The 22,630-nt window shown below is 69.1% G+C and carries 22 protein-coding genes; 12 read left to right on the top strand and 10 right to left on the bottom strand.

The features are described 5' to 3' along the window. Positions 1–30: 30 nt before the first annotated feature. Complete coding sequence (locus tag VFK57_20645; protein ID HET7698136.1) at positions 31–2,217, bottom strand: ATP-binding cassette domain-containing protein; 2,187 nt, start codon at positions 2,215–2,217, stop codon at positions 31–33. Positions 2,218–2,429: 212 nt separating this feature from the next. On the opposite strand from VFK57_20645, the gene VFK57_20650 reads away from it, so the two are divergent. After that, entirely contained in the window at positions 2,430–2,906 is a 477-nt protein-coding gene (locus VFK57_20650) for a hypothetical protein (protein ID HET7698137.1), read from the top strand. Here VFK57_20650 and VFK57_20655 read toward each other — a convergent pair. The 7 genes from VFK57_20655 to VFK57_20685 all read right to left on the bottom strand — a co-directional run bounded on the left by VFK57_20655 (position 2,903) and on the right by VFK57_20685 (position 10,308). After that, positions 2,903–5,509 (bottom strand): SPOR domain-containing protein, encoded by a 2,607-nt coding sequence (locus VFK57_20655; GenBank protein ID HET7698138.1) that lies wholly within the window; start codon positions 5,507–5,509, stop codon positions 2,903–2,905. The genes VFK57_20650 and VFK57_20655 overlap by 4 nt on opposite strands. Positions 5,510–5,513: 4 nt before the next feature. After that, positions 5,514–6,275, bottom strand: a complete 762-nt coding sequence (locus VFK57_20660; protein HET7698139.1) for a hypothetical protein — start codon at positions 6,273–6,275, stop codon at positions 5,514–5,516. Between the two features lie 14 nt (positions 6,276–6,289). Continuing rightward, a complete protein-coding gene (locus tag VFK57_20665; GenBank protein HET7698140.1) occupies positions 6,290–6,775 on the bottom strand; it encodes a hypothetical protein in 486 nt (161 codons plus the stop codon). Continuing rightward, entirely contained in the window at positions 6,772–7,239 is a 468-nt protein-coding gene (locus tag VFK57_20670; protein HET7698141.1) for a hypothetical protein, read from the bottom strand. The genes VFK57_20665 and VFK57_20670 overlap by 4 nt, the downstream gene beginning before the upstream one ends. Before the next feature lie 69 nt (positions 7,240–7,308). After that, positions 7,309–7,809 carry a hypothetical protein gene (locus tag VFK57_20675; protein ID HET7698142.1) on the bottom strand — a complete coding sequence of 167 codons (501 nt, stop codon included), beginning with the start codon at positions 7,807–7,809 and terminating at the stop codon, positions 7,309–7,311. A 340-nt stretch (positions 7,810–8,149) separates the two neighbouring features. Then, a complete protein-coding gene (locus VFK57_20680; GenBank protein HET7698143.1) occupies positions 8,150–8,740 on the bottom strand; it encodes a response regulator in 591 nt (196 codons plus the stop codon). A 26-nt stretch (positions 8,741–8,766) separates the two neighbouring features. Next, positions 8,767–10,308 carry an ATP-binding protein gene (locus VFK57_20685; protein ID HET7698144.1) on the bottom strand — a complete coding sequence of 514 codons (1,542 nt, stop codon included), beginning with the start codon at positions 10,306–10,308 and terminating at the stop codon, positions 8,767–8,769. Between the two features lie 91 nt (positions 10,309–10,399). Here VFK57_20685 and VFK57_20690 point away from each other — a divergent pair, with 91 nt between their 5' ends. The 5 genes from VFK57_20690 to VFK57_20710 are packed head-to-tail and all read left to right on the top strand — an operon-like array spanning position 10,400 to position 14,571. After that, entirely contained in the window at positions 10,400–10,978 is a 579-nt protein-coding gene (locus VFK57_20690) for a sigma-70 family RNA polymerase sigma factor (protein HET7698145.1), read from the top strand. Next, positions 10,971–11,735 carry a zf-HC2 domain-containing protein gene (locus VFK57_20695; GenBank protein ID HET7698146.1) on the top strand — a complete coding sequence of 255 codons (765 nt, stop codon included), beginning with the start codon at positions 10,971–10,973 and terminating at the stop codon, positions 11,733–11,735. Before VFK57_20690 ends, VFK57_20695 begins: the two co-directional genes overlap by 8 nt. A gap of 4 nt (positions 11,736–11,739) precedes the next feature. Further along, complete coding sequence (locus VFK57_20700) at positions 11,740–12,666, top strand: hypothetical protein (protein HET7698147.1); 927 nt, start codon at positions 11,740–11,742, stop codon at positions 12,664–12,666. Between the two features lie 39 nt (positions 12,667–12,705). Continuing rightward, positions 12,706–13,218, top strand: a complete 513-nt coding sequence (locus VFK57_20705) for a hypothetical protein (protein ID HET7698148.1) — start codon at positions 12,706–12,708, stop codon at positions 13,216–13,218. Then, positions 13,219–14,571 (top strand): amino acid permease, encoded by a 1,353-nt coding sequence (locus tag VFK57_20710; protein HET7698149.1) that lies wholly within the window; start codon positions 13,219–13,221, stop codon positions 14,569–14,571. A gap of 39 nt (positions 14,572–14,610) precedes the next feature. Here the strand turns inward: VFK57_20710 and VFK57_20715 are convergent, their stop codons facing one another. After that, a complete protein-coding gene (locus VFK57_20715) occupies positions 14,611–15,036 on the bottom strand; it encodes a hypothetical protein (GenBank protein HET7698150.1) in 426 nt (141 codons plus the stop codon). A gap of 49 nt (positions 15,037–15,085) precedes the next feature. Then, positions 15,086–16,180, bottom strand: coding sequence for a PEGA domain-containing protein (locus tag VFK57_20720; protein HET7698151.1), 1,095 nt, complete (start codon positions 16,178–16,180; stop codon positions 15,086–15,088). 228 nt (positions 16,181–16,408) lie between these two features. Between VFK57_20720 and hslV the strand changes: the two genes are divergently transcribed. The 6 genes from hslV to VFK57_20750 are packed head-to-tail and all read left to right on the top strand — an operon-like array spanning position 16,409 to position 22,612. Then, complete coding sequence (gene hslV / locus VFK57_20725) at positions 16,409–16,936, top strand: ATP-dependent protease subunit HslV (protein HET7698152.1); 528 nt, start codon at positions 16,409–16,411, stop codon at positions 16,934–16,936. A 9-nt stretch (positions 16,937–16,945) separates the two neighbouring features. Further along, entirely contained in the window at positions 16,946–18,328 is a 1,383-nt protein-coding gene (hslU, locus tag VFK57_20730) for an ATP-dependent protease ATPase subunit HslU (GenBank protein ID HET7698153.1), read from the top strand. 2 nt (positions 18,329–18,330) lie between these two features. Then, a complete protein-coding gene (locus tag VFK57_20735; GenBank protein ID HET7698154.1) occupies positions 18,331–19,647 on the top strand; it encodes a hypothetical protein in 1,317 nt (438 codons plus the stop codon). Continuing rightward, complete coding sequence (locus VFK57_20740; GenBank protein HET7698155.1) at positions 19,644–20,411, top strand: fumarylacetoacetate hydrolase family protein; 768 nt, start codon at positions 19,644–19,646, stop codon at positions 20,409–20,411. The genes VFK57_20735 and VFK57_20740 overlap by 4 nt, the downstream gene beginning before the upstream one ends. Further along, positions 20,408–21,067 carry a fructose-6-phosphate aldolase gene (gene fsa, locus VFK57_20745; GenBank protein HET7698156.1) on the top strand — a complete coding sequence of 220 codons (660 nt, stop codon included), beginning with the start codon at positions 20,408–20,410 and terminating at the stop codon, positions 21,065–21,067. The genes VFK57_20740 and fsa overlap by 4 nt, the downstream gene beginning before the upstream one ends. After that, the gene (locus VFK57_20750; GenBank protein ID HET7698157.1) at positions 21,068–22,612 is read left to right on the top strand and encodes a carboxyl transferase domain-containing protein; all 1,545 of its coding nucleotides are present in this window, start codon (positions 21,068–21,070) and stop codon (positions 22,610–22,612) included. The last annotated feature ends 18 nt before the right edge of the window (positions 22,613–22,630 follow it).

A 22,630-nucleotide genomic window follows, 5' to 3' on the forward strand; every position in this document is an offset into this window, starting at 1 on the left:
AGTCCGCTCAGCGACGAAATTGGACGCCGATTACACTTCTGTCTCTGCCTGAAGCGTTTCCCACTTGTGCATCAAGTCGCCGACCTCCCACATCAGAGCCTGATGGCGGTCGATGACCGGCTTGGCGGCCTCGTGGTTCTCGTAGAAGCCGGGCTCGGACATCCGGGCTTCGAGCTCCCGGACTTCAGCCTCAGCCTTCCCAATCCGCGCCTCGAGGTCCTGGATGCGGCGGTTGCGGGCGTCGGCTTCCTTTTTTTGGCGCCTGGCGTCGGCGTCGGCCCTCTTCTTTTCCTCGTACGAGGGCTGCGGCCGCGCCCCTGCGGCGGCGGGCACCCCGGCCGTCCCGGGTGCCAGGTCTGCGTTTGGCTGCTTCCCGGTGCCAGGCACCGGCCCGTGCTGTTTCCCAGACCTGGCACCTGCCTCCTGCACGTTCCCAGACCTGGCGCGCGCGTCGGGGCTGTTCGCAGACCAGGCACCCGCCTCCCGCCCGTTCGCAGACCTGGCACCCGCCTCCTGCCCGTTCGCAGACCTGACCCCCGGATCCCGGCGGGTTGCAGACCTGGCACCGGGGTCGGGGGCGGCCGCAGACCTGGCACCCGGGGGGGCCGCCGGCCGCTGTGTCTTGCTCCACAGCCACTCTTCGTAGTTCCCCGGATAGACCACCGCGTCCCCGCGGCCGATATCGACCACCTTCGTCGCCAGCTTGTCGACGAAATAGCGGTCGTGCGAGACGAAGATCAGCGTGCCGCCGAAGTCCTCGAGCGCTTCGAGCAGCACGTCCTTCGAGTCCAGATCGAGATGGTTGGTCGGCTCGTCGAGCAGCAGCGTGTTGGCCGGAATCAGCAGCATCCGCGCCACCGCCAGCCGCGTCCGCTCGCCGCCCGACAGCACGCGCACCGGCTTGTCGATGTCGTCCCCCGAGAACAGGAAGCCGCCGAGGATGTTGCGCACGTGCGGCATCATCTGGATCGGCGCGCTTCCCGCCAGCGTTTCGTACACGGTCTTCGTCGGATCCAGCTTCGCCGCTTCGTCCTGCGCGAAGTACTGCATCACCACCTGGTGACCCTCGGTCCGGGTTCCCGCGTCCGGCGCCTCGACGCCTGAGAGCATCCGCATCAGCGTCGACTTGCCGACGCCGTTGGGCCCGATCAGCGCGATCCGGTCGCCCCGCTCGATGTGCAGGTTGACGTCGTCGAAGACCCGCGTCGCGCCGTACGCCTTGCGCACGTGCTTCAGCTCCAGCACCATCCGGCCGCTCTTCTGCGTCTGCGGAAAGTGGAAGCGGACCCGCTTCCGCTCCGGCGGAATCTCGATGCGGACGACCTTGTCGAGCATCTTGATCCGGCTCTGCACCTGCGACGCCTTGGTCGCCTGGTAGCGGAAGCGGTTGATGAACGCCTGCATCCGCTCGATCTCGTCGTCCTGATCGCGCTTCATCTGGCGCAGGCGCTCCATGCGCGCGTCGCGCTCCTTCAGATACGCCGAGTAGTTGCCGACGTAGTCGGTGAGCGTCCGCATCCCGATCTCCGTGATGCGCGTGACGACGGCGTCGAGGAAGAAGCGGTCGTGCGACACGAGGATGACGGCGTGCGGATAGTCGGTCAGGTACTCCTCGAGCCAGTTGCGCGCGTCGAGATCGAGGTGGTTGGTCGGCTCGTCGAGCAGGAGCAGGCCGGGGCGGCCGAGGAGCAGCCGCGCCAGCGCGATGCGCATCTGCCAGCCGCCGGAGAACGTCTCGGTCCGCTTCTCGAGGTCGGCGTCGGAGAACCCGAGACCGCGCAGCACCGTCGTGACCTTCAGGTCGATGGTGTAGCCGTCGCTGCGCCGGAACGCCTCCTGCAGCTCGGCGTAGCGCGAGAGCATCTGCTCGTGATCCTCGTGCGGCGTGGAATCGTCGCCGAGCCGATCCTCGAGCGCGGCGATCTCCGCTTTCATGTCGAGCAGGGGCTTGAAGGCGAGGCTGGCCTCTTCGCGGAGCGTGCGGCCGCTGTAGGCGAGGCCGTCCTGCGGCAGATAGCCGATGGTGAGCCCCGCCGGCTTGACGATCAGACCGGCGTCCGGTTCGTCGATCCCGGCGAGCATCTTCAACAGCGTCGTCTTGCCGGCGCCGTTGGGCCCGCTCAACCCGACCCGTTCGCGGTCGTCGATCTGCCACGTCACGTTGTCGAGCAGTACGCGGTCGCCGAAGGATTTCGAAAGAGAGGAAAGTTGAATCACGGGAACGGCAGGTGACGGCGCCAGGCGCACGTCACATGTGCCAGTTTAGCGCACGCCGCCCACGCGCTGACAGCGGCGCCTCGCGGTCCACGATGGCCGGTCTCAGCCGTTAATGCCGCCGCCTGTCGGGCCTTGTCGCTTCGAGTCGCTCCGTTCGGTGTCGCTCGAGGCCTTGGATCCGCGCCGGCACGCTTTTAGGATTGCCGCACCCCATGCGCTCACGGCTCCTCCTCGTGGTGCTGCCGCTCGCGATCTGTGCGCGCACCGCCGGCGCGGAGGACGTCAAGTCGGCGAACGTGACCATCAACGTGAACCTGGCGGCGCGCACCTCCTTGAAGGTGTCGAGCCGCATCCTGCAGTTCGACGTCACGGAGGCGGGCGCAACGGCGACTGCCTCGCTGGAGTTCACGGCGGGCGCGCGCATGCCCGCGGGATCGGACGTCGTGCTCAGTGTCGAACCGGTGAGGCCGCTCGAGGGGCCCGGCGGCGCGGCGGACGTCGCATCCGATCTGAGCTTCAGCGGCGAAGGACAGGGCATGCTCGCCGGATCGATCGACGCCGCACAGAGCACCGTCGTGGGACGCTGGCAGGGCAGCGGGCTGCGAGCGGGACGGGTGATCTTCAGGCTGCGCGCCGGCGCCGCCGGCATCTACGCGCTGCCGGTGCGCATGGTGCTGAGCACTCCCTAGCGGGCGCGCGTAATCCACATCTTCAATCCGAGCTGGCTCTCGAGCCGCGACACGACCCGCTGTGCGGAGGTGCGCGACTCGTACTTCCCGACGCGGACGCGATAGAGCGCGTCCGCCATTCCGCCTGCCGGCTCGACCAGATACGCCTCGAAGCCGACGCGCTTCAGCTCCTGCAGCAGTTCGCGCGCGTTCGCCGCGTCGCTCATCGCCGCGACCTGGATGGTGTAGATCGCGAAGGATGGCAGAGCGGACGCCGCCGGCGCGCGCGAACCGACCGGGCGCGCCGCACCCGGCAGCGGCGCCGGCGATCGCGCGGCTGCCGCCGACGCCGGCGGCGGCGTGTTGCCCGGACGCGACGGAAACACCTTGCGCACCTCGGGACGCTTCTCGATCGTGACCAGGAACACGATGTCGACCTGCGGCGTGTCGCGCGTCACCTCCAGCGTTCGTCCGTTCGCGCCGACGATCGCGGATCCCTCGGGCAGCGACTCCTTCAGCAGCTCGATGCGGTGCTCGCCGGCGCGGACCGCGTCGAAGCGGAACTGCCCCTTGCGCACCAGCTCGGAGCGCTGCCCGCCGTCGAGCACCAGCACGGCGTTGTCGACGGAGGGATCCCCGGCATCGATCTGGCCGTTCCGGTTGGCGTCCTCGAAGACGTACCCCCGAATCGCGCCCAGCGGCAGCAGTCCGAACGCGACGCGCCGGCTCTCGCCGCGCGAAACCTCGAGCGCGACGTCGGTGCCGGCGGGAGCGTCGAAATCCACCGGCAGCGCATTCAGATCCAGGCGCACCTGATGCGCCCCGCTGGGGACGTTGAGGAACGTGAACTGCCCGTCGCGTCCGGTCGTCACCGCGGACAGCGTTCCGAGCAGCACGGGAATTCCCGCCAGCACGTTCTCGCCCGGGTCCGGCTGCCCGTTGGCGTTCCAGTCCGCGAAGACGCTGCCCGACACCGTGCCGGTGCCGCGTCCTGCCCGCGCCATCGTGCCGCTCTCGCTCGCCACGCGTACGGCTCCGGTCGCGATCGAATGGACGACGCGGAGCGTGGAGCGGGTGAGCCAGGCGTTGGATTCGCCGGGCAGGCCGATGGGCGCGCGATCGGCGTAGACGTTGAGACCGATCGTCGTCTGGGTGGTGAGCTGGCCGTTGAGGCCGACGCTCACCGCTTCGCGCGGGACCAGCATGCCGGTGGTGAATTCGCGGTTCCGGCTCGTCGTCCCTTCCACGCGGACCCAGAGTCCGGGCCTGAACAGCTGCTGCTGCCCGCCGGCGGTGAACTGCACGTACGATCCGCCGCCGCCGGTCGCGAGCCGGTTCCTGCTCAACATCGCCAGTCCGAAGAGCTGCGTCTCGCGAGTGAGGTTCAGGAAGAACTGCCCCGTGGTGTCTTCCTGATCGTAGGTCGAGGCGGTGAACACCGAATCCACGCTTTCGCGGCGGCTGTAGCGCGCGAACGCGGTGAGCGGTCCGATGCCCGTCTGCAGCTCCGCGGTCCTGCTGCCGGTGTCGCTCGTCGAGGCGAACAGCGAGGCCGGCGACTGCGGGATCGGCGGCCGGGCGACGCGGCCGCCGTCCTCGATGCGGAGCGACAGCAGCGACCGGCCGGCGATGCGCAGCCGTATGCCGCCGAAGTGCCGCTGCGTTTCGGCGATCGGTCGATCCAGCGCGGTGCCGGTCGGCGCGATGTTGGTATCGAGCTGCTCCCATCCGCCGAACACGCGGACGCGATCGAACAGCTCGTACTCGCCGGCCGAGAAGATGCCGCTGCGGTCGTGCAGCGACGCATTCAGCACCGGCAGATCGCCGGGGGAATAGCGCGACGCGTTGACCTGGACCCAGCCTCGCGCGATGAGCACGTGCGCGCCGGCGAGGTACGAGTAGTCGTGGACGGCGGCCGCGGCGCCGGTGGCGCGGTAGCGGACGTATCCGGCGTCGCCGATCAGGTGGAACGACGGCGTCACCACGAAGCGGACGCCGCCGCCCGCCTGATCGCTGGCGTCGATGGTTCGCGGGAACTCGCCGAGGTCGCGCGTGCGGACCCGCGAGCCGCGGGCGAGCAGCTGGACGCGCGGCGTCGCCTGATAGGCCAGGCGGGCGAGACCCACGGTCTGGCCGAGCGCGTCCGGATCCGTACCGAAGATGTTGCGCCACGCCGTCGAGCGGCCGCCGGCGATCTGCAGCGACAGCGTCTTCGATCGGCCGCTGACGGCGCCGCCGGTGAACGTGATCGCCGGCGCCGCGAGATTGGTGAAGTGGTAATCGACCAGCGACGGCGGCGTGTAGAGGTCGCCTCCCTCGAACGTCCAGGCGACGCCGCGGGCGCGGGCATCGCGCAGCGCGAACCAGCTGCGACCGAGGTGGAGATCGTCGCCGCGGCGCGAGGCGCGCAGCTCCAGCTGGAGCTGGCCGAACCGGCGTCCGGGCTGCGTCCACAGCGCGCCGAAGTCCGGCTCGAGGCGCCGCTCGGCCAGCCGCCGCTGCGGATGCCCCTGGACGATCTGCGTGTCGGTGGAGATCTGCAGCGAGCCCTGCTGCGCCGCCGCGGTCGCCGACGCGGCGAGGATCACCGCCGCGGAGCACGCGGGGATCGCGGATCCGCGCACGCGGCTACGACACCTTGAGCGTGGTCTCACCCACGATCAGCGCCGGCAGCCCGACGTCGATCTTGATCTCGACGCGATACTCGCCGGGCGGCGGCTTCGGTTTGTCGGGATTGAACGCCGGAATCGCGACTTCGCGCTCGGACTCGGGCAGCAGCGGCACGTCGGGCACGGTGGTCTGTCCGATCACCGCGTTCGTCCTGTCGTACATCGTCAGCGTGCCGCGGGTCCGCACGGTGCGCTGCCCGGCGTTCTTCAGGATGGCGATGATCTGCGTCGGCTGATCCGGCAGCGCGCGCGTGCGCAGGTCGGTGAGCTCCACTGCGGCCGGGGGCTCGCCGACGTTGGCGTAGATCAGCGTGGCGATGCGGCTGCGGAAGGCGACCTCGCGCGGCTTCGGGATCGGCGACGCGTTCACCGGACTGAACTCGAACAGCACGCTGGTGCGATAGCCCGCCGGGGACACGCCGGCCGGGACGCTGAGCGTGAACCGCACGGCGGCCTCCTTGCCGGCGTCGACGACGATCTCGGGAGGCGCGACGCGCATCCAGCCGGACGCCGAGTACTTCGGATCGGCGGCGCCGACGAACTGCGGCGAGCCGTCGCGCGAGAGGTGCCAGTCGGAGATGACGGCGCGAACGCGGACCGCGTCCTTGCCGGTGTTGCTGACGGTGATCGACTGGGTGGTGATGCCGCCTGGCGCCGCCTTCAATTCGAGGCGGAGCGGCGTGACTTCGACGGAGGTCTGCGCCGCGGCCGGCACGCTCACCGCGAGCGCCGCGATCAGGGCGCCGAGAGCGTGAAGACGAGCGTCTGCGTGTAGTTGCCTGCGCTGTAGGTCCATGAATTGGCCAATCGAAATGTCACCGACCCGTTCGCGGCCGGATTGACGTTGCCGGAGCCCGATGCCAGCCGCTGCGCTACGGTCTTGCTCAGCGTGCCGTTCTGATAGGGAGGCGCCGGCGTCGCGGTCCACGACACGTTCGTGATATCGACCGTTGCCGGCCCGGCGATTAGGTCCCCGCCCGCCAGCACCGTCAGCATCCACGCGCCGCCGTTCTGCCGCACGCGGACGCTGACGACCACGGGCGCCGCCGCCACCGTCGGACTCACGTCGGGATCCGCCGACGCGAAGGTGATCGAGGCCGGCGAAATGGAGAGATCGAGCTGCGGGTTGCTGCCGCCGCCGCGTCCTTGCGCGAGCGCGGTGCCGGAGGGAAGCGCCGCGAAGGCCGCGGCAAGCGCGAGGCAGCGTGCCCGGCGGGTCATGGGGCGCTCAGCGTGTAGAGCAGTGACACGGTGTAGGTGCCGGTCGGGTGGGTCCAGAGATTGCGGAAGTACAGCTGCTGGCTGCCGCTGCGGACGCCCGATCCCGTCCACGTCGCCAGCGTCACCGGAGCCTGCGTGCTCAGCGTACCGGCGACGAATCCGGCGCCGGTCGCAGTCCAGGTGATGTTCGCGGCGGGGATGACGTTGACCCCGGATCGCAGATCGTCCGCCGCCTGCAGCGTGAGCACGACCTGCATGCCGGGCGTCGCCCGGGACTTCGCCGTAATCAGAATCGGACCGCCCGCCGTGGGAATCTGCGGAATGGCGTCGGGATCCGCGTCGGGGAACGAGGCGCTCGCCGTCGAGAGATTCAGCTTCGCGATGGTGCCGACGTTCGCCGAGAGTGTCGCGGTCGCGGCCTGGGCAGACGCACGCGCGGCGGGCGCGGCGGCCGACCAGGCCATGACGGCAGCGAGCAAGCGGCGTGAAAGGACCATCGGCGGACCGGCTCGAGAACCCGGCCCGCTTATCGGCTACGGCGCGGTCAGCGTGTAGGTGATCGTCGCGGTGTACGTGCCGGTCGCGTAGTTCCACGAGTTCACCAGACGATAGGTCTGCTGGCCCGTGTAGTTGCCGCCGCCGGTGTACGACGCCAGCGTCACCGCGCTCGTCGCCATCGTCCCGGCGACGAAGTTGGTGCCGGTCGCGGTCCACGTGAGGTTGTTGATGCCGATCGTGGCGCTGCCGTTGTCGAGATCGCCGCCCGACTGCACCGTCAGCGACACCGTCGACGCCGCCGCCGTGCGCGCCTTGACGTCGACCGAGAGCGCGCTGGTCGCCGTCAGCAGCGGGGTGACGTCAGGATCGGCGTCGTTGAAGGTCACGCTGGCCGCGCCGAGCGTCAGCTTCGCCTTCGCGTTGACGTTCGCGGTCACGGTGACCGAGCCGGTCGCCGTGGCCTGCGCGAACGCCGGGGTTGAACACAGCGCAAGTGCCGCCGCCGCGAGAACGCCGCTCCACACTGCCTTCTTCATGACTCGCTCCATCGCTGCCGGATTGATTCGCCGCCTGGCGTTCGACCCACCGGTCCAGATCCGCACGCCGGAATCGCCACTGCCGCCCGATCCGGACCGCCGGGAGCTCGCCGTTCCGGATCAACCGGTAAATCGTCCGAGGCGGGGTATTCAAATAGCCAAGGACCCCGAGAACGCCTTCACCGCTGCATGAACTGTTCGTTATTGTCGTTCAAACGACTACCACAGACGTCTTTAAAAGAACTTTATACGACAACAACGACCACAAACGTAGCTCCACTGTAGCCGCCTGTCAAGCGGGTCGTCAGGAGAGTGTGAAAAAGCGGGAAATTCCGGGCAGTTACTCGCCCAGCGCCTTGGCGGCGGCGGCGAGTACCCGGGGAACGCGGAACGGCTTGGTCAGATAGCCGGAGACCCCGAGGTTGACCGCTTCGATCGCGCTTGCTTCGTTCGAGAAGCCGGTGATGATGATGACCGGCAGGTCCGCCTTCAAGCGGCGCGCCTCACGGATCACGGTCAACCCGTCGACCCCCGGCATCTTCAGGTCGGTGATCAGCAGATCGTAGGGGATCATTCGCAGGCGATCGAGCGCCGCGCGGCCGTCGGGCGCGAGATCGACGTCGTACTCCGCGAGGGCGAGCGTTTTCGACAGCAGATCGCGGATCGTCGCCTCGTCGTCCACCACCAGGACGCGGGGGCGTCCGACGCCGGCCGCCGCCGTCCGTGCCGGCGCCGACACGGGCGCGGAGCGGCCGCCGCGCGGCCGCTGGCTTTCGAGCCATGCGTCGATGTCCCGTTTCCGGAAGCGCCACTGACGCCCCACGCGAATCGCCGGGATCTTTCCTGCTTTGATGAGGCGATAGACCGTCCGGAGGTTGACCTGGAGGTACTCGAGTACCTCTTCGGTCGTCAGGAAGCTTTCATCGATCATGGTCGGGCTGACCTGATGTCACTCTATCACCCTTCAGCGGCGGGCAGCTCGATCCGGAACACCGCGCCCCCGTCCGGCGCGTTCGTCGCCGCGATCGTGCCGTCGTGCTCGTGGACGATGCCGTAGGTGATGGCGAGACCCAGGCCGGTGCCCTGCCCGACTTCCTTCGTGGTGAAGAACGGATCGAAGATCCGCGGCAGCGCTTCCTCGGCGATCCCCGGTCCGCTGTCCTGCACCGTGACGGCGACGGTGTCCGGCGTTCGCCCCGCCGACGTGGTCACGCGAATGCGCCGTTCCGGGGCGCCGCGCACGGCGTGTTCGGCGTTCAGCAGGATGTTCACGAGCGCCTGCTGCAGGAGCATCGCATCGACGTTGACCGGCCGCAGTCTCGGCCCCTTCTCGCGCTCCACCTGAACGCCGCCGCGCTGCAGCTGCACCGCGCAGCTCGCGATCGCTCTCGTCACGACGCGATCGAGCGGGACCCGATGCCGATCCATGCGGTGCGATCCGGTGAAGACCAGCAGGTTGTGCACGATCTTCGCCGCCCGTTCCGCTTCCTGGTAGATCTGCTTCAGCTCGCGCCGCACCGGCCGCGCCGCCTCGGTCATGTCGATCAGCAGCTCGAGATGCCCCAGCACGCCCTGCAGCGGGTTGTTCATCTCGTGCGCGATGCCGGCGACGAACTGCCCGAGGGACGCCAGCTTGGCCGACTGCGCCAGCCGCTCGCGCAGCGCCGCGCGCTCCGCTTCGAGGCGGGTCTGTCGCGTGATGTCGCGCGCGACCAGCACGCGTCCGTGGGTGGTGCCGTCTTCCCGCGTGAGCGGCGTCGCCGTCAGCAGGAAGGTCCCGTTCAGCCGGTCGTCGTCTACGCGCCGCTGCGCCGGCGTGGTGGCGTCGTGCGGATCCGGGCAGGCGACGTAAGCGAGCGTGTCGGCGCTCACCAGGTGGGCGAGGTTCTGCCCGATCAGCTGCTGGCGCGTCGCGCCGACGCGCGACGCGAACGCATCGTTGGTCTGGACGATGCGCATGCCGAGGTCGACGACGGCGACGAGATCGACGAGCGAGTTGAACGTGTCTTCGAGCAGCCGGCGCTGCAGGAGGATGTCCTCGAGCAGCTGCACGTTCTCGATGCCGACCGACAGCTGCCGCGCGAGCTCGTGGGTGAAATCGACCAGCCCGTCGTCTTCGGGTGCGCCCGGCGGCGGCGTGATGATCAGCGCGCCCAGGGCGCGGCGCCAGCCCCGGAGCGGCGCCACCAGGCGGGGTCCGCGCACGGCGGTGCGTTCGAGGCGAAGCGCCTCGGCGGCCTCGTGGGACGCGGCGTCGGCCGCGACCTGGAGGCCGGGTTCGCGGCCGCCGGCGGAGGCGGCCAGCGTGAGGCGCCTGGCGCGGCGGTCGTGCAGCCAGATTTCGACCCCGGCGGCGCCGAGGGCGTCGCGGACCTCCGGCGCCAGCGTCTCGAGCGCGGGCGTAAGTCGATGATTGACAGCCACTTGCCTGGAAAACTGCAGCAGCAGATCGCGCAGGCGCTGGTGGGTCCGGACCTCGCGTTCGAGGCGTGAGATCATAAAGGTCGGGTTCCTCAAGCCTAAAGCCAAACGCGTAAAGCCAAAAGAGCAACCCTCCGGTCTAATTCACAGAGAAGAGAGCTCCTTCGGGATGGCATCGACCGACGAAGAACTGGTCGCCCGATCACAGGGTGGCGACCTGGAAAGCTTCAACCAGCTCGTGGTGCGCTGGGAGCGGCCGATCTATGCCCTCGCGTATCGGACGATCGGGCGCGAAGAAGATGCCCGCGACGTCTGTCAGGAGACGTTTCTCCGGGCGTTCCGCGCCCTGAAAGGGTTCAAAGGCCAGGCGAAGTTCTCGTCCTGGCTGTATCGCATCACGCTGAACCTGTGCCGCGACTGGATCCGCCGCGAGCGGCGGCAGCCGGTGGCGCAGGCGCCCGAAGGCGTGGACCTGATCGAGCTGGCGTCGGAGCAGACGCCGACCGAGACGATCGAGGAGCTGGTCGCGCGGCACGAGATCGGTCAAGCTGTCGCGCGCGCGATGGCGGAGCTGCCCGAAGAGCAGCGGACCGCGATCATCCTGAAGGAATACCACGGCCTGACGTTCCAGGAGATCGCCGACATGCTCGATTGTCCGCTGAGCACGGTGAAGACGCGCCTGTATCAGGGACTCAGCGTGCTGCGGCGTCAGCTGGATCGCGAAGGTGTTGGACGCAATCATGTGTGACAAAGAGCGACTCGTTTCCTATCTCTACGACGACCTGGCGGATGCGGAGCGCGCGGCGTTCGAGCGCCACGTCCGCGACTGCGGCGAGTGCCGCGCCGAGTTGAACGCGCTGCGCGGCGTGCGCGCCGACCTCATTTCCTGGTCGCCGCCGCAGCCCGACTTCGGCTTCCGCGTCGTCCGCGAGCCGAAAGTGCTGCCGATGCGCCCGTCGTGGCGCGCGCGATGGACGCCGGCCGCGGGGCTGGCCGCCGCCGCGGTGCTCGTGCTGGCGATCGCGTCGGCGATCGCACGCGTCGAGATCAGCAGCGGTCCGCAGGGCTTCACCGTGCGGACCGGCTGGAGCGCGGCGCCCGGCGCACCCGAACGCCCGCAAGCGGCGCGTCGCGACGTGCCGCTGCCCGCGTCGGCCGCGGCGGGGGATGCCGCGCTGATCGAGTCGCTGGATCGGCGGCTGCGCGCGCTCGAAACGGCGGTGCGGGAACCGGGTCTCGTCCGCAACGCGTCGCTCTCGGCGCGCTCGCGCGACTGGGACGCGGAGATCATCCGCCGCGTGCGCGAGATGCTGGCGCAGAGCGAGAGCCGGCAGCAGGGCGAGCTGGCGCTCCGCATCGCCCAGGTGCTCCGCGACGTCGACGCGCAGCGGGTGGAAGATCTGAAGCGGATTCAACAGGGGCTGCGCTCGGTGGAGGCCACGGTCAATGCCGAAGCCGCGGGACATCGCGAGGTGACGAACTACATCCTCGCGAGGCAGAGGTAACGTCATGAGATACGCACTTGCGGTTCTGTTCGCGGGGACCTTCGCGTCCGGTCCTGTGCTGGCCCAGGCGCCCGCGCCGCCGGCATCGCCGGCGGACCCCCCGGCCGCGGCGCAGCCTCAGGCCGCCGCCGTGCCCGCCCCGCCGGCCGCCGCGGCCGTCCCCCGCGCCGATTCGCGGCGCGACGAAGTTCGCGCGATGGAAGTCTTCCTGCTCCAGGCGTTGCGCACCGGCGCGCAGGATCTCGCGAAGCAGCTGCGGGTGATCGATCCGACGAGCGCGTTCGTCACCGGCACCGGCCGCGCGCGCGGATTCGTCCTCGACGGCTACGGTGTTTTCTTCGACGTCGACGTGCCGGAGATGCGGCAGAGCGTGGTCTGGTCGGCGCAGATGCTCGATCTCGAGCAGCAGCGGCAGTCGCTGACGCGGTTCCTGAGCACGGCGCCGCCCGAGGATCCGCGTCGCAAGATCGCCGAAACGAACCTGCGGGCGATCGAACGGCTCATGGGCGGGCCGGCCGGCAACGCCCTCGTGCCCAACCCGACGGCGAACGCCGAGCTGGCGCAAGGCCGGGTGGCGGCAACGTCCGTGGCGCCAGTGGCCGAGGGGGTGATCGCCACCCCGGCGGCGCAGCCCGCGGTCCCGCCGGGGCCCGTCGCGCTCCAGCAGCGCGACCCCGACGAGCTCTACACGGAATCGGTGAAGCGGGCGTTGATCGATGTGATGCTGCGCCACGGCCACCTGGTCAAGATTGCCGACGATGAATGGCTGACGGTGGCGGCCAGCGACAGCGACGGTCCGCAGCCGTCCGGGCAGCTCGACGATCGATCGCGGATCCTGCTCAGCATCCGCGGCAGCGACCTCTCCGCCTTCCGGGCGGGGAGGCTCACCCGTGAAGAAGTGCAGAAGAAGGTGGTGGTGAGGGAATTCTAGTTCCCGCCGGGCGCCCTCGGGCGGGGTAGAATCCCTCACATGCGCACACTGGCGTCGGCGGCCGTCCTGGCCCTGCTGGTCTCGTCGGCAGGCTGCTCGCCGCCGGTGGATCTCAAGCAGGCGCTTCAGGTCACCGACGTCACGTCGGGCTATTTCGACGTCGGCGTGGTCGAGGGCAAGAACAAGCTCGTACCGAGCGTCAGTTTCAAGCTGAAGAAATCCGTCGACGACAGCCTGCGGCCGCTGTCCGTCAACGTCTCGTTCAAGCAGCTGCCCCAGGCCGGCACCGCGGTTCCTCCCGGATCGCCCACGGAGAACGACTGGGACGAGGTGTTCCTGCAGAGCGTCCCGTTCGAGGGGAATCAAACCGCCCTGCTCACGTTCAAGGCGAAGAACGGCTACACCGGCGATCCGCCGCAGACGCGCGCCGACATGCTGAAGAACCGCTACTTTCAGGACGTGCGCGTGCATGTCTTCGCCAAACACAGCGCCTCGCAGTGGGTGGAGATTGCCACCTTCGACATTCCGCGGCAGCTCCTCCTGGCCCACTAGGTGATCGATCCCATTCCAGCGCCGCCGCCGTCCGCGGCTGGCGTCGACGTCACGCTGGAGCGGCGCCTCGGCCCGCTCGACGCCGCCGCCATCGTCGTGTCGAACGTCATCGGCGGGGGCATTTTCTTCGTCCCGATCATCGTCGCGCAGATGGTGCCGCACCCGGGGTGGATGCTCGGGCTGTGGCTCGCCGGCGGCCTGCTGGCGTTCGTCGGCGCGATGGCGTTCGCCGAGCTGGCGGCGGTGCGGCCGCACGCGGGCGGCGAGTACGTCTATCTGCGCGACGCCTACGGTCCGCTCGCGGCCTTTCTCACCGGGTGGACGTCGTTCATCGCCGGCTTTTCCGGCGCGATTGCCGCCAGCGCGATCGCGCTCGCCGATTACGTCACCCGCTTCGTGCCTGCCGCGGCGAGCGCCGAGAAATTCATCGCCGTATCGGCGATCGCCATCCTGACGCTGATTCACGTGCGCGGGCTCGGTCCGGGGCGTCTCGTGCAGAACCTGCTCGCGGGATTGAAGGTGACGGCGATTCTGCTGATCATCGCCTTCGGCTTCGCGATTGGAAACGGCGACGCGGCGAATCTGTCGGCGGTGGCGGGCGAGGCGCGGCCGATGCCCTGGCTGCTCGCGCTGGTGCCGGTGATGTTCAGCTACTCGGGATGGAACGCCGCCGCGTATGTCGCCGAAGAGGTGCGCAATCCGTCGCGCAACGTTCCGCTCGCGCTCGGGCTGGGGACGGCGGCGGTGATCGTCCTGTATCTGGCGTTGAACGCGCTGTATCTGTTCGCGCTGCCGATCAGCGAGCTCGCCGCGGTCGGCGGCGGACGCCTGATGGATACGGTGGCGGAGCGGCTGTTCGGCTTTGCGACGGGCAATCTTCTCGCCGTGTTCACCATCATCAGTCTGGCGGCGAGCATCAGCGCGATGGTGCTGGCCGGCCCGCGCGTGTACTTCGCGATGGCGCGCGACGGAATTTTCGTCCGCGCCGCCGGCCGGGTGCACCCGCGCTTCCACACCCCGGCGACGGCCATCGTCGCGCAGGCGGTGTGGAGCTGCGTCCTCGTGCTGTCGGGGACGCTGTCGCAGCTGGTGAACTACACCGGCTTCGCGGTGGTGCTGTTCGCCGGCATCGCGGTGAGCGCGCTGTTCCCGCTGCGCCGCCGGCGCGGCGGCGCGGCGCGTCCGTTCTCCGCGTTCGGCTATCCGTGGGCGCCGGCGATCTTCGTCCTGGCCAGCGCGCTGATGGTCGGCAACGCCTTCTGGCGCGAGCCGATCCCGACCACGGTCGGCGCCGGCCTGATCGCGCTCGGCATCCCCGTCTACTTCGCGTTCCGCACCGCCCGTCGTCCCTGACCCCGCGAAAAGGGGACAGTCCCCGTTTTCAGGCCGGGATTATCGGGGCCTGGCGGAAACGGGGACTGTCCCCTTTTTCGGGGAACGCAGCAATGCGGCGAGGGTCAGGACGGCGAGCAGGCCGTCACTCGCGGCGAACAGCAGGAACGATGCGGGGGACCCGCGGAAGAAATAATCGAGCAGGAAGGCGGCGGAGCCCGCGCCCTTCAGCAGCGGCCCCATCACCCACAGATACCATCGCGCGTGGACCGGATCGCGGTACGGGAAGTAGTAGCCGATGCCGACGGCGACGAGGAAGAGACCGTTCAGGTCGGAGAAGATCGGCGGCTGCGCCGGTGAGACGCCGAACAGCGACGCCATGCGGTCCGCGGCGAGCAGCAGGAAAAGGCCGACCCCGCCGTCGTAGATCCCGGAGATCGCCGCAATCGCGCGGACAAAAGAAAAGCGGTGAGCCTCGTTCGTCACCGGCTCACCGCTCAATCAGCAATCGCCAATCCTCGATCGGCAATCGGAGTTACTGAATCTTCTTCAACTCTCCCTGGAACGTGACGGTCTGGTCCGGCGTGATCAGCACGTCGAACTCGGCGGTCTCGTAGCCCTCGGCGCGGACCTCCACCTTGTGGCGGCCGCCGTTCAGCGCGAGCTTCTGGAACGCGCCGTCGAACTCGTCGACGAGGCCGACGAAGAAGCCGTCGACGTAGACCTTGGCGTTCCGCGGCTTGACCTTCAGCTTCAGATGACCCTGGTCGCGGGTGTTGTAAATCCCGGACGAATAGCCGCCGGACCCGGCATACCCCGAGTAGTACGGATCCCACGGATCGCCGAAGTACGGGTTCCAGCCGAAGCCCGAATACAGCCCGTAGCCGAGCCCGAAGCTGTACGGATAGTAGTAGTTGTAGTAGGACCCGGGATAGCCGTACCCGTAGCCGTAGAAGTACGGATCGTAGTAGCGGCCGCGGTACGAGCCATCACGGACGGGCGGAGGACCGGTGCGCTCGACGGCAACGCCGGTGACCGGCCGATCGCCGCGCGGACGGCTCCAGTTGGGAACTTCGCGCTCCCCCGCGGTGTTGTTCGCGTTCGACTCGGTCGGCGTGGGCGCGTTGCGCGTCCGGCCGCCGTTGTTGTTGCCGACGCCGCTCGCGTCACGTCCGCCGCTGGCACCCGAGCCGCGTGGCACCGCGCGCTCACCCGATCCACCCGATCCACCCGAACCGGCGGAACCCGCCGGACGCGGTCTCGCCTGTCCGTCGCCGCTCGCGCTCGTGGCCGCCCAGCCGGCGAACTCGGTGCGCCGAGCCGGCGCCGTCGTCCGCACGCTGCGCTCGCCGAAGCTGACGTTGGGTGAGGTCGCCGAGACGCCCGATGGCGAGCTGAACGACGCGCCTCCGCCGGAGCTGGCGCCGCCGCCCCCGCCGCCGGTCGCGACGCCGCCGCCTCCGCCGCCGCTGGAGGCGTTGCCGCTGTTACCCGCACCACCGCCGCCCGCCCGGTCGCCACCACCCGCCGAGGGGGATCCGCCCTCTCTCGGGCTCTGCGCCAGCGCCGGCGGCACGGCAACCGCAAACGCCGCGAGCACGACTGCGAGGCTGTAATTGCGAACCTTCATAATGCGCTCCTCCACGCGGCAAGACCTGCCAGTGCGATTCCGATTGTGCAACAGATCTGCCACCTCCGGAGCGCAGAAACACAGGCTTTTTTTCGAGCCCCTCCGGCCGGCTGTCCTGCCGGGAGTGCACGACCGTCCCCTCTGATAGACTCCGTACCCGGGGGGGCAAACCCCCGTCGGGCAAAGAGAAACGGGCAAAATGGTGCCCCGCCCGAAGAGCCTCAGCTGATGTTTCACGCAACCACAGTTCTGGCCGTCCGGCACAACGGCCAGTCGGTCATGGCCAGCGACGGCCAGGTCACGTTCGGCGAAACCGTCGTCAAGCAGCGCGCCCGCAAGATCCGGCGGCTCTACAACGAGCGCATTCTGGCCGGATTCGCCGGATCCGCGGCGGATTCGTTCGCCCTCTTCGCGCGGTTCGAAGCCAAGCTGGAGCAGTACCGCGGCAATCTCGAACGGTCCGCCGTGGAGCTGGCCAAGGACTGGCGGAGCGACCGCATCCTCCGCCGCCTGGAGGCGATGCTCGTCGTCATGGACGCGCAGGCCACGTATTTACTATCAGGCAATGGCGACCTGATCGAGCCCGACGACGGCATCGTCGCGATTGGATCGGGCGGCGCGTATGCGCTCGCCGCCGCCAAGGCGCTCGCCGCGCACACGACGCTCGACGCCCGCGGCATCGCGGAACAGGCCATGCACATCGCCGCGGAGATCTGTATCTACTCCAACGATTCACTGACCGTCGAAGTCCTGTAAGCCCCCGTTATGCCGATCTACCTTCCGGAGACCACCAGCTCCACGATCCAGTCGCTCACGCCGCGGCAGATCGTCGCCGAGCTCGACAAATACGTCGTCGGGCAGCACCAGGCCAAGCGCGCCGTGGCGATCGCGCTGCGCAACCGCATGCGCCGGCGCAAGCTGCCGGCGGAAATGGCCGCCGAGGTCGCGCCGAAGAACATCCTCATGATCGGTCCGACCGGCGTCGGCAAGACCGAGATCGCCCGCCGCCTCGCGAAGCTGGCGCAGTCGCCGTTCCTGAAGATCGAGGCGTCGAAGTTCACCGAGGTCGGCTACGTCGGCCGCGACGTCGAATCGATGATCCGCGACCTCACCGAGATCGCCGTGGACCTGGTGCGCGAGGAGCGCACCGCGGACGTGCGCGAGAAGGCGCGGCAGGCGGCGGAGGAGCGGGTGCTCGATCTGCTGTTGCCGCCGCTGCCGGCGTCGTCCGAGTACGACGACAACGCGGCGTCGGTGCGCGAGCAGGCCCAGCGCACGCGCGAGAAGCTGCGCGAGCAGCTCCGCGACGGGCGGCTGGATCACAAACACCTCGAGATCGAGGTCCGCGACAAGTCGTTCCCCTCGTTCGAGATCATCCAGGGCGGATCGGTCGAGGAAGTGGACATCAACGTCAAGGACATGCTGCCCGGGCTGTTCCAGGGACGCACGCGCAAGCGCCGGGTGCCGGTGCCCGAGGCGCTCGACACGCTGCGGCAGGAAGAGGAGCAGAAGCTGATCGACATGGACAGCGTCGCGCGCGCCGCGGTCGAGCGCGTGCAGGAAGCGGGGATCATCTTCATCGACGAGATCGACAAGGTCGCCGGGCGCGAGGGGGGACACGGTCCCGACGTCAGCCGCGAAGGCGTGCAGCGCGACATCCTGCCGATCGTCGAGGGGACGACGGTGAACACCAAGTACGGAATGGTGAAGACGGACCACATCCTCTTCATCGCCGCGGGCGCCTTCCACGTGTCGAAGCCGTCGGACCTGATTCCGGAGCTGCAGGGGCGGTTCCCGATCCGCGTCGAGCTCGAGCCGCTCGGGCGTCAGGACTTCGTGCGGATCCTCACCGAGCCCAAGAACGCGCTGGTGCGTCAGTACATGGCGCTGCTCGGCACCGAAGGGGTGACGCTGCAGTTCACGCCCGACGCGATCGAGCGCCTCGCCGACGTGGCGACGATGGTGAACGAGCGCACCGAGAACATCGGCGCCCGCCGTCTGCACACGGTCATGGAGAAGCTGCTCGACGTGGTCTCGTTCGACGCCCCGGATCTCGAAGAGAAGTCGCTGACGATCGACACCGCGTACGTGGACCGGATGCTCAGCGAGATCGCGCGCAACGAAGATCTCTCGCGCTACATCCTCTGACGATGCAGGACGGACGCTGGAAGCCGGGAGCCGGGAGCTGGACGCTGGAAGCCGGAAGCCGGAAGCTGGAAGCCGCGCCGCGCTGGACGCGGCTTGTCGTCCTTTCCATCTTCCTCCTTCCGCTTGCCGCAGTCGGTTGCGGCAAGAAGGGGCCGCCGCTGGCGCCGCTCAGTCCGGCGCCGGAAGCGCCGCAAGCGGTCGCCGCGCGGCGTCTCGGCGACACCGTCTACATCCAGCTCACGGTTCCGGCGAAGCACGTCAGCGGCAGCGGACCGTACTCGGTCGATCACCTCGAGGTGTACGCGGCGACGATCGCCGGCGGCGCGGCGGCGCCGCCGAACCGCGAGCTGCTCAAGCCCGCCTTCCTGATCGCCAAGCTTCCGATCCGGAAACCTGTCGATCCCGACGCGGAGGAGCCGGACACCCCGGCGGCGCAGAAGCTGCCCGCGCCCGGCGAAGTGACGACGTTCGTGGAGGCGCTGACTCCCGCGCTGCTCGAGCCGCAGCAGATCTGGAAGCCCGCGGCGGAGCCGCCGGCGCCTGCGACGCCGCCGCCGCCGAGCCCGACCGCCGCGCCGGCGCCGGTCGCTGCGGCTGCGCCGCCCGCGCCCGCGGTCCTGACCCGGATCTACACGATACGCGGCGTGGCGGCGAACGGCAGCAGGGGAGCGCCGTCGGCGCGAGTCACCGTCCCCCTGCTGGCCGCGCCTGCGCCGCCGCGTCCCGGCGCGACCAGTTTCGATCAGGCCTCGGTGACGATTGCGTGGGCGCCGCCGGCGGCTGCGTCGGACGAGGCGCCCGGCGTGAGCTACAACGTGTATCCGGTCACCGCGCCGCCGCCGGCGGGGACGCCGCCGTCCGCGCCTCCGCCGCTCAACGACAAGCCGCTCGAGACGACCTCCTACACGCACGCCGGCGCAACCGCGGGTCAGGAACAGTGCTTCGTCGTCCGCAGCGTCGCCGCCGTCGGGACGGCGTCGATCGAGAGCGAGCCGTCGCCGCCGATCTGCGTCACGCCCGCGGACACGTTCCCGCCGAAGGCGCCGACCGGCCTCGCCGCGGTGTCCGGTCCGGGCGCGATCAATCTGATCTGGGACGCGAACACGGAGGGGGATCTCGCCGGGTACGTGGTCTTGCGCGGTGAGGCATCGGGTGACACACTGCAGCCGCTGACGCCGCAGCCGATTCGCGAGACCCGCTACGTCGATCGCGCCGTGCAGCCCGGGGTCACGTATGTCTACGCCGTCGTCGCGGTCGATCAGGCGCCCTCGGCGAACCGCAGCGCGATGTCGAACAGGGTGCAGGAAACCGCGAGATGAGGAAGTTCTACCGGATCGAACACAAGGGCACTGCGCGCCACGCCGTCGAGGAGGGAGGCGCGTGGCGTCTGCTCGACGGCGACCTCTTCGGCGCCTGTCGCGCGGGGGAGGAGATTGCGCCGCCGCACCGCCTGCTCGCGCCGGTGCTGCCGTCGAAGATGGTGTGCATCGGGCTGAACTACAAGGATCACGCCGCGGAGCAGAACAAGCCGCTGCCGGCCTCGCCGCTGATGTTCATCAAGCCGTCCACCTCGGCGATCGGGCCGGGTGAGTCGATCGTGATTCCGCCGGACATCGGCCGCGTCGATCACGAGGCGGAGGTCGGCGTCGTCATCGGCCGCCGGGCGCGGCACGTGAAGGAGGCGGACGCGCGCGATTACGTGCTCGGACTGACCTGCTTCAACGACGTGACGGCGCGCGAGCTGCAGCAGAAAGGGGCGCAGTACACGCACGCCAAGGGATTCGACACCTTTGCCGCGCTCGGACCGTGCGTGGCCGAGGTCGATTACCGCGTCCCCGGCGGCGTGGGCGTGCAGGGATGGGTCAATGGCGAGAAGCGGCAGGATTCGTCGACCGCGCAGCTGGTGTTCTCGATCGACTACCTCGTCGCCTACATCACCAGGGTGATGACGCTGCTGCCCGGAGACATCATCGCCACCGGCACGCCGTCGGGCATCGGGCCGCTGCGCCCGGGAGATCGCGTCACCATCAAGGTCGCGGGCGTCGGCGAGCTGACGAACGCAGTTACGGGGGAACAGCCATGAAGATCTTCATCGATTCCGGGAACCTCAAGGACATCGAAAAGCTGGTGCCGCTCGGCATCATCGACGGCATCACCACCAACCCGTCCCTGCTCGCGAAGGAGTCGGGGGACTATCGCGAGATCCTGAAGCGGATCTGCCAGCTGGTGAAGGGGCCGACCAGCGCCGAGGTGGTCGAGACCGAGGCGCAGGCCATGTTCAAGCAGGGGCGCGACCTCGCGAAGATCGACGACTGGATCGTCGTGAAGGTGCCGCTGACGCGCGACGGCATCCAGGCCTGCAAGGCGCTGTCGAGCGACGGCATCAAGGTCAACGTCACGCTGTGCTTCTCGCCGGCGCAGGCGCTGCTTGCCGCCAAGGTCGGCGCCACCTACATCAGCCCGTTCGTCGGCCGGCTGGACGACGTCTCCACGCCCGGCATGGATCTGATTCGCGACATTGTCGAGATCTACCGGCACTACGACTTCGCCACCGAGGTGCTGGTCGCGAGCACCCGCAGCCCGATGCACATCGTCGAAGCGGCGCGCCTCGGCGCCGACATCTGCACCTGCCCGCCGGCGGTGATCGATGCGCTCTTCAACCATCCGCTGACCGACGTCGGGCTGAAGAAGTTCCTCGCCGACTGGGAAAAGGCGTACGGCGCGGGGGCTGCCAGGTAGGTGGATCCGGTCAGGCATCTCGAGGACCTCGAGCGCCGCGCGGAGCTTGGCGGCGGTGAGGCGCGGCTCCGCAAGCAGCACGAATCAGGCAAGCTGACGGCGCGCGAGCGGATCGATCTGCTGTTCGATCCCGGCACGTTCGAGGAAACCGACAAGCTGGTCACGCACCGCTGCCGCGACTTCGGCATGGACGATGCGCCGGCCATTCCCGGCGACGGCGTGATCACCGGGGCGGGACGGATCGACGGCCGGCCGGTCTACGCCTTCGCGCAGGACTTCACGGTGTTCGGCGGGTCGCTCTCCGAGACCAACGCCGCGAAGATCGTGAAGACGATGGATCTCGCGATGAAGATGGGGGCGCCGATCGTCGGGCTGAACGATTCCGGCGGGGCGCGCATCCAGGAGGGGGTGCTGTCGCTCGGCGGCTATGCCGACATCTTCCTGCGCAACACGCTGGCGTCCGGCGTGGTGCCGCAGATCTCCGCGATCATGGGGCCGTGCGCCGGCGGCGCGGTCTATTCGCCGGCGATCACCGACTTCAACGTCATGGTCGACGGCACGAGCTACATGTTCGTGACCGGGCCGGACGTGATCAAGACGGTGACGCACGAAGAGGTGACCAAGGATCAGCTCGGCGGCGCGATGACCCACAACGCGACCAGCGGCGTGGCGCATTTCGCCGTGCCGGACGACCGCGCCTGTCTGCGGCTGATCCGCGAGCTGCTGTCGTACCTGCCGGGCAACAACCTCGACGAGCCGCCGCGGCTCGAGACCACCGACCCGAGCGATCGCGAAGACGAGGCGCTCGACCGGCTCGTGCCCGCCTCGCCGAACCAGCCCTACGACATGCTCGACCTGATTCACGCCGTCGCCGACGAGGGGGCGTTCCTCGAGGTGCACCGGCACTACGCGAAGAACATCATCGTCGGCTTTGCCCGGCTGGGCGGCCGGCCGGCGGGGATCGTCGCCAATCAGCCGGCGCATCTCGCCGGCACGCTCGACATCGACGCGTCGGTCAAGGCGGCCCGTTTCGTGCGGTTCTGCGACGCGTTCAACATCCCGCTGGTGACCTTCGAGGACGTGCCCGGCTTCCTGCCCGGGACGGTGCAGGAGTTCGGCGGCATCATCCGCCACGGCGCGAAGCTGCTCTACGCATTCGCCGAGGCCACGGTGCCGAAGCTGACGGTCATCACGCGCAAGGCCTACGGCGGCGCGTACTGCGTGATGTCCAGCAAGCACATTCGCACGGACGTGAACTTCGCCTGGCCCGGCGCCGAGATCGCGGTGATGGGGCCCGAGGGCGCGGTCAACATCCTCTACAAGCGCGAGCTCGAGAAAGCCGCCGATCCCGCCGCCGCGCGGGCCGAGCGCATCGCGGAGTTCCGGGAGAAGTTCGCCAACCCGTACGTGGCCGCGGCGCGCGGCTTCGTCGACGAAGTGATCCGCCCGCGCCAGACCCGCGCGAAGCTGATCGCCGCCCTCGCCCGCCTCGAAACCAAGCGCGATCGCAACCCCCCGAAGAAACACGGGAACATTCCGCTGTAATCGGGTGATCGGGCGATC

Source organism: Vicinamibacterales bacterium (genome assembly GCA_035699745.1).
GTDB lineage: Bacteria > Acidobacteriota > Vicinamibacteria > Vicinamibacterales > 2-12-FULL-66-21 > JAICSD01.

Bases quoted from the DNA above. Each gene is read 5' to 3' on its own strand.
- VFK57_20650 (HET7698137.1), top strand. From the start codon at position 2,430: ATGCGCTCACGGCTCCTCCTCGTGGTGCTGCCGCTCGCGATCTGTGCG.
- VFK57_20665 (HET7698140.1), bottom strand. From the start codon at position 6,775: ATGACCCGCCGGGCACGCTGCCTCGCGCTTGCCGCGGCCTTCGCGGCG.
- VFK57_20670 (HET7698141.1), bottom strand. From the start codon at position 7,239: ATGGCCTGGTCGGCCGCCGCGCCCGCCGCGCGTGCGTCTGCCCAGGCC.
- VFK57_20675 (HET7698142.1), bottom strand. From the start codon at position 7,809: ATGAAGAAGGCAGTGTGGAGCGGCGTTCTCGCGGCGGCGGCACTTGCG.
- VFK57_20680 (HET7698143.1), bottom strand. From the start codon at position 8,740: ATGATCGATGAAAGCTTCCTGACGACCGAAGAGGTACTCGAGTACCTC.
- VFK57_20685 (HET7698144.1), bottom strand. From the start codon at position 10,308: ATGATCTCACGCCTCGAACGCGAGGTCCGGACCCACCAGCGCCTGCGC.
- VFK57_20690 (HET7698145.1), top strand. From the start codon at position 10,400: ATGGCATCGACCGACGAAGAACTGGTCGCCCGATCACAGGGTGGCGAC.
- VFK57_20695 (HET7698146.1), top strand. From the start codon at position 10,971: ATGTGTGACAAAGAGCGACTCGTTTCCTATCTCTACGACGACCTGGCG.
- VFK57_20700 (HET7698147.1), top strand. From the start codon at position 11,740: ATGAGATACGCACTTGCGGTTCTGTTCGCGGGGACCTTCGCGTCCGGT.
- VFK57_20705 (HET7698148.1), top strand. From the start codon at position 12,706: ATGCGCACACTGGCGTCGGCGGCCGTCCTGGCCCTGCTGGTCTCGTCG.
- VFK57_20720 (HET7698151.1), bottom strand. From the start codon at position 16,180: ATGAAGGTTCGCAATTACAGCCTCGCAGTCGTGCTCGCGGCGTTTGCG.
- hslV (HET7698152.1), top strand. From the start codon at position 16,409: ATGTTTCACGCAACCACAGTTCTGGCCGTCCGGCACAACGGCCAGTCG.
- hslU (HET7698153.1), top strand. From the start codon at position 16,946: ATGCCGATCTACCTTCCGGAGACCACCAGCTCCACGATCCAGTCGCTC.
- VFK57_20735 (HET7698154.1), top strand. From the start codon at position 18,331: ATGCAGGACGGACGCTGGAAGCCGGGAGCCGGGAGCTGGACGCTGGAA.
- VFK57_20740 (HET7698155.1), top strand. From the start codon at position 19,644: ATGAGGAAGTTCTACCGGATCGAACACAAGGGCACTGCGCGCCACGCC.
- fsa (HET7698156.1), top strand. From the start codon at position 20,408: ATGAAGATCTTCATCGATTCCGGGAACCTCAAGGACATCGAAAAGCTG.